Origin of the sequence: Synechococcus sp. R6-7 (genome assembly GCF_047461695.1) — a bacterium.
Lineage (GTDB): Bacteria > Cyanobacteriota > Cyanobacteriia > Thermostichales > Thermostichaceae > Thermostichus.
This window is the reverse complement of record NZ_JANSHS010000173.1, coordinates 1-8426: the sequence shown is the minus strand read 5'-3', so window position 1 is coordinate 8426 and position 8426 is coordinate 1. Positions and strand designations below refer to the sequence as shown.

Annotated in this window: 8 protein-coding genes; 6 read left to right on the top strand and 2 right to left on the bottom strand. The window is 59.5% G+C overall.

Going from position 1 to position 8426, the window contains the following annotated elements:
* Window positions 1-307 precede the first annotated feature (307 nt).
* On the top strand, window positions 308-1642 hold the full coding sequence (gene aroA, locus NW815_RS05910) for a 3-phosphoshikimate 1-carboxyvinyltransferase (RefSeq protein WP_414415805.1): 1335 nt from the start codon (window positions 308-310) through the stop codon (window positions 1640-1642).
* Between the two features lie 35 nt (window positions 1643-1677).
* Window positions 1678-2028 carry a TIGR03792 family protein gene (locus tag NW815_RS05905; protein WP_011432948.1) on the top strand — a complete coding sequence of 117 codons (351 nt, stop codon included), beginning with the start codon at window positions 1678-1680 and terminating at the stop codon, window positions 2026-2028.
* On the opposite strand, the gene NW815_RS05900 is transcribed toward NW815_RS05905, so the two are convergent.
* A complete protein-coding gene (locus NW815_RS05900; RefSeq protein WP_238376947.1) occupies window positions 2025-2801 on the bottom strand; it encodes a DUF502 domain-containing protein in 777 nt (258 codons plus the stop codon). The genes NW815_RS05905 and NW815_RS05900 overlap by 4 nt on opposite strands.
* A 294-nt stretch (window positions 2802-3095) precedes the next feature.
* On the opposite strand from NW815_RS05900, the gene NW815_RS05895 reads away from it, so the two are divergent.
* From NW815_RS05895 to NW815_RS05885, 3 genes are all read left to right on the top strand, one after another.
* Window positions 3096-3563, top strand: a complete 468-nt coding sequence (locus NW815_RS05895; RefSeq protein ID WP_414390354.1) for an SRPBCC family protein — start codon at window positions 3096-3098, stop codon at window positions 3561-3563.
* A gap of 77 nt (window positions 3564-3640) precedes the next feature.
* On the top strand, window positions 3641-4144 hold the full coding sequence (locus tag NW815_RS05890; RefSeq protein WP_414415804.1) for a GNAT family N-acetyltransferase: 504 nt from the start codon (window positions 3641-3643) through the stop codon (window positions 4142-4144).
* Window positions 4145-4250: 106 nt separating this feature from the next.
* The gene (locus NW815_RS05885) at window positions 4251-6356 is read left to right on the top strand and encodes a thioredoxin domain-containing protein (RefSeq protein WP_414390350.1); all 2106 of its coding nucleotides are present in this window, start codon (window positions 4251-4253) and stop codon (window positions 6354-6356) included.
* Between the two features lie 47 nt (window positions 6357-6403).
* On the opposite strand, the gene NW815_RS05880 is transcribed toward NW815_RS05885, so the two are convergent.
* The gene (locus NW815_RS05880; protein WP_414331897.1) at window positions 6404-6838 is read right to left on the bottom strand and encodes a Fur family transcriptional regulator; all 435 of its coding nucleotides are present in this window, start codon (window positions 6836-6838) and stop codon (window positions 6404-6406) included.
* Window positions 6839-6991: 153 nt separating this feature from the next.
* Here NW815_RS05880 and NW815_RS05875 point away from each other — a divergent pair, with 153 nt between their 5' ends.
* Window positions 6992-8251, top strand: a complete 1260-nt coding sequence (locus NW815_RS05875) for a metallophosphoesterase family protein (RefSeq protein WP_238376945.1) — start codon at window positions 6992-6994, stop codon at window positions 8249-8251.
* The last annotated feature ends 175 nt before the right edge of the window (window positions 8252-8426 follow it).

The following is an 8426-nucleotide window of genomic DNA, read 5'->3' as shown; positions in this document are numbered from 1 at the left end:
CCCCCTGGGGTTGCAGGTAGGCCATCACCTCCTCGGTCAAAACAGAGTCGTGTTGATACACCTCGCCAAGCACGGTCTGCGGGGGTTCTATTTCTGCTGCTACAAAGTTCAGTATCTGCAAAAAAAAGGCCGAGGCCAGGCCCCGACCGAGGAATCCATGTTGTTAAGGTGATCCTCTGGGAAAAGAGGGGTTGCCGTCAAAAGACAGGCTGTCTTGGGATCCCTGGTAAGATCTCTGGGGCATGAGTCCGGGCCTGAGTAAGATGAGACTGCTGCCGCTTTTGCCCAGTCTGCCGTCAGGGTTGCTGTGTTGACTCACTCTTCTTCTACCGATATCCTCACTCTCTCGCCGGCCAAGGGCCTGCGCGGCCAAGTCAGCATCCCCGGTGACAAGTCCATTTCCCACCGCGCCCTGATGCTGGGATCCCTGGCCGAAGGAGAAACCACCATCCAAGGGCTGTTGCTGGGAGAGGATCCCCGCAGTACGGCAGCCTGTTTTCGGGCGCTGGGGGCAGATATTTCGGAGCTCAACAGCGAGTGTGTTCGCATTCGGGGAGTTGGCCTGGGCCAGCTGCAAGAACCGGCAGACGTGTTGGATGCCGGCAACTCCGGCACCACCCTGCGACTGATGCTGGGGATCCTGGCTGGCCAGGCCGGGCGCTTTTTTGCCGTCACCGGCGATCGCTCCCTGCGCTCGCGGCCCATGGGGCGGGTGGTAGAACCGCTGCGGCAGATGGGGGCCAGCATTTGGGGACGGGCCGGTGGAACCTTGGCACCTTTGGCCGTACAAGGGGGATCCCTGAAGGGCATTCACTACCGCTCCCCGGTGGCTTCAGCGCAGGTAAAATCCTGCCTCTTGCTGGCGGGCCTGCTGGCAGAAGGCACCACCCAAGTCACCGAGCCGGCTCTCTCTCGGGATCACTCGGAACGGATGTTGCGGGCCTTCGGGGCCAACATTCAGGTGGATCCGGAAACAAAAACCGTGGCCGTGGTGGGGGGATCCCGCCTGGTGGGCCAAAAAGTTCAGGTGCCGGGGGATATCAGCTCGGCAGCCTTTTGGCTGGTGGCCGCCTCCATTGTGCCCGAGAGCGAATTGCTGCTAAGGGATGTGGGCCTCAACCCCACCCGTACCGGTGCGCTGCAGGTGTTGCAGGAGATGGGGGCCGATATTCAAATTGAAAACTGCCGGGAAATGGCCGGCGAGCCCCTGGGAGATCTGCGGGTGCGTTCGGCCCGCTTGCGCGGCTGCACCATCGCCGGCGATCTCATCCCCACCTTGATCGACGAGATCCCGGTTTTGGCGGTGGCGGCTGCCTTTGCCGAGGGGATCACCGTGATTCGCGATGCCGCAGAGCTGCGGGTCAAAGAAAGCGACCGTCTGGCTGCCATAGCCCAAGAGCTGAGCCGCATGGGAGCCCAGGTCACTGAATATCCCGATGGCCTGGAAATCAAGGGAGGGATCCCTCTTCACGGGGCCGAGGTCGACAGCCACGAGGATCACCGCATCGCCATGAGCCTGATGGTGGCAGCTCTAGGAGCGCAGGGATCCACCCTCCTCAGGGGAGCCGACTGTGCCCGCATCTCCTACCCCGACTTCATTCCCACCCTGCAACGATTGACTGCTTCCCCCCTGGAGTCTTGAGAGGGCCCATCTTTAACTTTGCCGCCTCTGCTCCTATGTCGACCTGCCCCAGCCCGCCCGGCCCTATCGCCATCGAACATCTCTGCTTCCGGGTTCCTCCCGGTGGGCAAGCAGCCTTTCTTGAGCAAGACGAGCGGGTTTGGGGATCCGCCCTGCGCCGGCATCCGGGTTTTCTGGGCAAAGAAGTTTGGCTGGATCAAGAGGATCCCGAACTTGTCCACCTCATCCTCCGCTGGGCCAGCCGTGCTGACTGGAAGGCCTTTCCCTCCGAGCAAGTGGAGGCATTGGATCGGCAAATGCGGCCTTTTTATGTGCGCTTGGAACAGGCCAAAGAATACCAGCTCTGGCAGCCCGGCCCTTCTGCAGGGACAGGAAAGCAGGATTAAGGGATCCCTTCAGTCTCAAAACCTACCTCAGAGCCCACCGAGTCAGCCCTGGGGGATCCTGCCACCCGCTCCTGCTCCACCAGCTCCCGCAAACTGGGCATGGTCACGGCCAAAGCTCCTTCTCGCCGCTGCAGCCCCGCTTCAAAACTCTCAGGGGTGACAATGCCGCCGGAAATGAGCATCTTAAAAGCATCTTCCACCGGCATGAACACTTCCACCACCTGGTCTTCCGGCACAATGGCGTACCAGCCCGTCGTTGGATTGGGGGTGGTGGGCACAAACAGGCCAAGGGAGCGCTGCGGCCCATCGGGCCGAATGGGAGTTTGAATGGTGCCCGTCACAAAGGCCAGCGCCCAAGCTCCTGGTCGGGGATATTCCACCAGCACCACCCGCCGAAAGCGCTGATTGTTGGGGGCAAACAAAACACTGACCAATTGCTTCAAGGTCTTGTACACCAGCCCCGCTACCGGAATCGCATGGAGCAACTGTTCGCTGAGATTGAGCAGCCACTGGCCGACAATGTTGCGGGCCATGAAGCCAATCAACAGGATGAGCACAATCGGCGTCAACAGGCCCACCGCCAGATCGATGAGGTTGATCAAGATCGGGTGCAAACCCTGGATGGGATTGAACTGCTTCGGAATGCTGGTCAGAAAGCCAATGCTCCAGGTGGCCACCTCCACCGTCAGCCAAATGGTAGTTGCCAGAGGGATCACCACCAGCAACCCCGCCACGAAGTAGTTCTTAAGATGCTGTTTCCATTGTGAAACCATGGTGAGGTCGTCCCGTCGAGTCAACCGAGTGGATGCACCGAACCTTTGCAAGTGGAGCTTGCAGATGGCAATCATGATACCTGCCTTCTGCATTGCCCTCATGGGGGGCAGCCGCAACTTGCTGGAAAAAGAAACCGGGCTGCCAAAAAGCGCAGAGCCCCAAACTTTCACGAGGCCGATAATGCTATCTTAGGTCGATATAAAATTTTGTAAAGGCAGGGATCCCGTTCCGAGGCGTTGTGGTCAAGCCCCTGGATGGTTTGTGTTTCTGCCGGGTGTTGCGTGGGAGGCCCTATGTCAGAGTCGGATTGGCTAGAGCATACCTGTCAGGTGGAGGTGCCTGTTCCCATTGAGCAGGTATGGGATTTGTGGGCCAACCTCACCCTCATGCCCCGTTGGATGAAGTGGATCCGCTCGGTGGAATTGCTGGATCAGGAGCTGTCCCGGTGGACACTGGACACCCGCGGCCTCACCTTCAGTTGGATCTCCCGCACCCACACGGTGGTGAAACACCAACACATTGGCTGGAGTTCGGTGGAAGGACTGCCCAACCGGGGCGCGCTGCGCTTTTACGACCGCAAAGGCAGTACCATTGTGAAGCTGTCGGTGGCCTACAAGCTCCCGGGGATCCTCGGCAAAATCTTGGATGGCCTGTTTGTGGGCAAAGTGGTGGAGAGCACCATCCAGGCGGATCTGGAGCGCTTCAAAGCCTATGCCCTAGAGCATGCGGGGCCAACCGCCGAAAGTGCCTCGGCCAGCTAGTCTCCGTTCGTCAGGCCCAAGTGTTTTGCTGAACTCCCCCTTCCTTGCCAACCCTCACTGCTGCAAAGGTCTTCTTCATGCCCGATCCCTCTCCTGAGCCTGTCATTGCCCTCTCTCGTCAGCCGGTGGACAACCGCAACATTCGCTTCTCTCTGGAGCGGGGCGAGCTGGATCTGGATCAACTTCTCCTGCTGTTGAACCGCAATGCCTTTTGGGCGCAGAATCGCCAGCGGCAGGAGATGGAGCGGGCCGTTGCCCACAGCCATCCGGTGGTCAGCGCCTGGGATGGGGAGCGCCTGATTGGCTTTGGCCGCGCCACTTCCGATGGGGTTTACCGAGCCGTCCTCTGGGATATCGTGGTTGATCACGATTACCGACGTCAGGGCATTGGCCGCAAGTTGGTGGAAACCCTGATCAGCCATCCCCACCTGCAGTCGGTGGAGCGCATCTACCTGTTCACAACCCATCAGCGTGGCTTTTACGAGCGAATCGGCTTTGTGGAAAATCCCAGCACCACCTTGGTTTTACACGGGCGCCCTCTGGAGTTTTTGATCCCGGCTGCCGAGCAGGAGCAGGCTTGACCGACAGGGATCCTGGGTGAGTGTATCTTGAACAACGGTGGGTTGGCTCTGCCTTGGGAGGAGGACGCGCTAGCCTGAAAAGCAAAAAGGGTGAGAGGGTGTACTCATGGCCAATCGCCTCGCCACAAGTTCCAGCCTTTATTTGCGCAAGCACGCCGAGAACCCGGTGGACTGGTGGCCTTGGATCCCAGAAGCTCTGGAGAAAGCGCGGGCCGAGGATAGGCCGATTTTCCTATCCATCGGCTATTCCAGTTGCCACTGGTGTACGGTCATGGAGGGCGAGGCCTTCTCCAACCCTGAAATTGCCGCCTTTTTGAATGCCCATTTTTTGCCCATCAAGGTGGATCGCGAGGAGCGGCCGGATCTCGACAGCATCTACATGCAGGCGTTGCAGCTCATGAGCGGGCAGGGGGGGTGGCCCCTCAATGTTTTCCTCACGCCCGATGACCTGGTGCCCTTTTACGCCGGCACCTATTTTCCCGTAGAGCCCCGCTTTGGCCGCCCGGGGTTTCTGGCCTTGCTGCAGCGCATCCTGCAGTTTTACCGGCAGGAAAAGGAAAAAATAGAGGAGATGAAAGGCCAGATTTTGACGGCTCTGACCACCCTCAGCGACTTAGTGCCGGAAGACCACATTCCCGCCGACCTGCTGCGCTCTGGGATCCCCAAGATCCAGCCTTTGCTCTCCAATGCCGGGGCGGTGCAGCAATTTCCCATGATGCCCTACGCTCAGTTGGTATTGCGTTCGGCCCGCTTCGACCCACCAGAAGGGATCCCCGGCTCCATGAGCGCTCTGGAACGGGCCAAAGAGCGGGGCATGGCCTTGGTGCTGGGAGGGATCTTCGACCATGTGGCCGGCGGCTTTCACCGCTACACCGTGGATCCCACCTGGACGGTGCCCCACTTTGAAAAGATGCTCTACGACAACGGGCAGATCCTAGAGTTTCTCTCCGATCTGTGGGCGCACGGTATCCAAGATCCGGCCATCGAGCGGGCGGTGCGGCTGACGGTGGAGTGGGTGGCGCGAGAGATGACCGCCCCTGCCGGATACTTCTACGCCGCTCAAGATGCCGACAGCTTTGCCCGAGCAGAAGATCGAGAGCCAGAGGAGGGAGAGTTCTACGTCTGGCGCTGGCAGGAGCTGCAGGAGCTCTTGGGGGAAGAAACCTTCCGCGCCTTGCAGCAGGCGTTTGACCTATCGCCGGGGGGCAACTTCCCCGATCGGCCCGGCTGCATCGTCTTGCAGCGCCAACAGGGAGGGGCGTTGCCGCCAGAAGTTGAAGCCGCCTTGACCACCCATCTGTTTCAGGCACGCTATGGCTCTGCGGATCGACGAGTTCCCTTCCCTCCGGCAGTGGATGCCCAATCGGCCCGTCTGCAATCCTGGCCAGGGCGAATCCCACCTGTCACCGACACCAAGATGATCGTCTCTTGGAACGCCTTGATGATCTCCGGCCTGGCGCGGGCCTATCAAGTGTTCGGCAACGCAGACTATCTGCAATTCGCTCTGCGGGCTGCCCAATTCATCCTCAGCCAGCAGCGCCACCCTGAGACCGGATCCCTGTTGCGCCTGAACTACGATGGCACAGCTCAGGTGCCCGCCAAGTCAGAAGATTACGCCCTGCTGATCAAGGCCCTGTTGGACTTGCAGCAAGCCTGCCTGCCCCTGGTGGGGGATCCCACCCCTCAAGACTGGTTGCAGGCTGCCCTCCAGCTCCAGCAGGAGATGGATGCGCAACTGTGGGATCCGGCCAGGGGGGGATACTTTGTCAGCGATGCCCAGAGTGCCCCTGAGCTGTTGGTGCGAGAGAAGGAGTTCCAGGACAACGCTACCCCTGCAGCCAATGGGGTGGCCATTGCCAACCTGGTGCGCCTTGCCGCCCTCACTGGAGATCTGGACTACCTGGAGCGGGCAGAGCAGGCCTTGAAAACCTTTGCCCACATCATGAGCACCCAGCCGCGCACCTGCCCCAGCCTTTTTGCCGGACTGGATTGGTATAGCAATTGGGTGAAAGTCACCCTGGAGGCCGATTCCATTCCCGCCTTTCAGCAACGATCTTGGCCCACCACCGTCTTTGCTCTCCCCACCGAGACCGAACCTCTGCCGGAAGGAGCTCTAGGGCTGGTGTGCTGGGGCAACAAATGCCTGGCCCCTGCCAGTTCTCTCGAGCAAATCCAGTCGCAAATCGGCAAAGGCCAAAATCGAGCTTACTGACCTTTGCCCAACTTTTGCTCAGGGCAGCAGGGATCCCTTTGCCAAGGTTACTGCTGGGGCTCCGCAGGCTTTTCCACCCCAAAAAACTCAATGCGGTAACTTTGGATGCGGGTGCCCGTTTGTTGCTCCACTTGGGCCAGCAGTTCAGGCGGCAGCTCCACGTCCACATCCAAGATGCGGTTGCTATCCAGACAGTTCACGTGGCTGTGGGGATGGGTGCGGTTGCCGTAGCGGCGCCCATCGGCACGATCCAAGCACTCGACAATGTTGTGGCTGGCCAAAGCTTCCAGGTTTTGATAAACGGACGTGTGGCCAATCGGTTTGCCCTGCTGATTTAGGCGATCGTAAATCTCGCGGGCGGAGAGGTGCTCGCCACACTGCCACAGCAGCTCCAGGATATAACGGCGCTGTCGGCTCAAACGCAGATTGCACTCCCGGCACCGTTCCAAAGCAGCTTCCAAAGAATCCAAGGGGCGAGGCATGGAAAACCTCAAGTCATACCGAGTCTGAGATAGGTAGTTGCTCATCTCTACCAAGGTAGCATTTGTGCGTCAACAGTTGTTCAAAAAACACCCCGAACTCTACAAGAGCTGCCGCGCATAGCCATCTTCGAGCCGAGTCCAGGCCGTGCGCAGATGGAAGAGCCCAACATCAGCCTTTTGATTTTCTACAATACCGCTGGAGTGTTGGGGGCAAAGATCATGCAGCGGCGCAAGGTAATTCTGGGTTTGTTGGGGTTGGCCAGCAGCAGTGGATTGGCAGGAGCCTATTGGGCCAGTCGGCAGCAGCCCTCTCATCTAGCCCCAGGGATGGGATCCCCTAGAGCCGCTCTCCCCTCTCCTACCCCCCAGCCCACCCCCACCGTCGTCCCCCATCCAGATGCCCCCCATGGCCTCTACATCCCCCCCCGCCGAGATCTGCGCCTCTTGGTCATCAGTGACATGAACGGCATCTACGGCTCGGTGGAATACGACCCAGAGGTGGATCGGGGCATCGGCCTCATCCCCTATCTTCAGCCGGATATTGTTTTGGGAGGAGGAGATATGGTGGCCGGTCAGGATCCCCGCCTGTCGGAGGAGCGCATTCGCGCCATGTGGGCAGCCTTCGACCGGCATGTGGCTGGCCCAATCCGTGCGGCCAAACTTCCCTACGGCTTTACCTTGGGCAATCACGATGCTTCCTGTGCCCGCACCACGCGGGGCGGCTTTCTCTTTCAAAAAGAACGGGATCTGGCCCGCGAGTTTTGGAACGATCCGGCCCACGACCCAGGTTTGAACTTTGTGGATCGGGGGGACTTTCCCTTCTACTACACCTTTGAAAAAGACGATGTGTTTTACCTAGTCTGGGATGCCACCTGCAATTACATCCCGCCCGAACAAATGGCCTGGGCGGAAGCGGCTCTGGCCAGCGAACGGGCTCAGAAGGCCAAGTTGCGCATTGTCATCGGCCATCTGCCCCTCTACGCCATCACTGTCGGGCGCGACGATCCGGGAGAAGTGCTGCTGGAGGCGGATGCCAAACGGGCTCTGCTGGAGAAGTACCGCGTCCACACCTACATCAGCGGCCACGACCACGGCTACTACCCTGGCCACAAAGGGCAACTGCAACTGCTTCACTGCGGCATTCTCGGCTCTGGCCCTCGTCCCCTCTTGGGCAGCCCTCTGCCCCCCCGCAAGACCCTCACCCTTATCGACGTGGATTTCGAGAGCCCAGATGTTACCTATTACACTACCTATCACATGCGGGATCTGAGCGTGATCGACCAAGCAGAGCTGCCCCGTTTCATCACCGGGCACAATGGCTTGGTGCTGCGCCGCGACGTCAATTGGGACAACCTCACCCCCCAAGAAATCGCCACCTGCCAAGCTCGTATTGGATCCCTGTGTCGGGATTAACGTCTCCGTCTTGGCAAAAGATTGATGAGCCGTTTGTAGATGCTCTCGCGAGGGTTCTGCACACTTCGCGAGCAGCCCAGGCTTTTCAACAGATGATTCAAAGCAGCTTTTTCCAGCAACACCAGCCATAGCCGGTGCAACTGTGTCTGATACATTCACGCTGAACTCTCCTGAA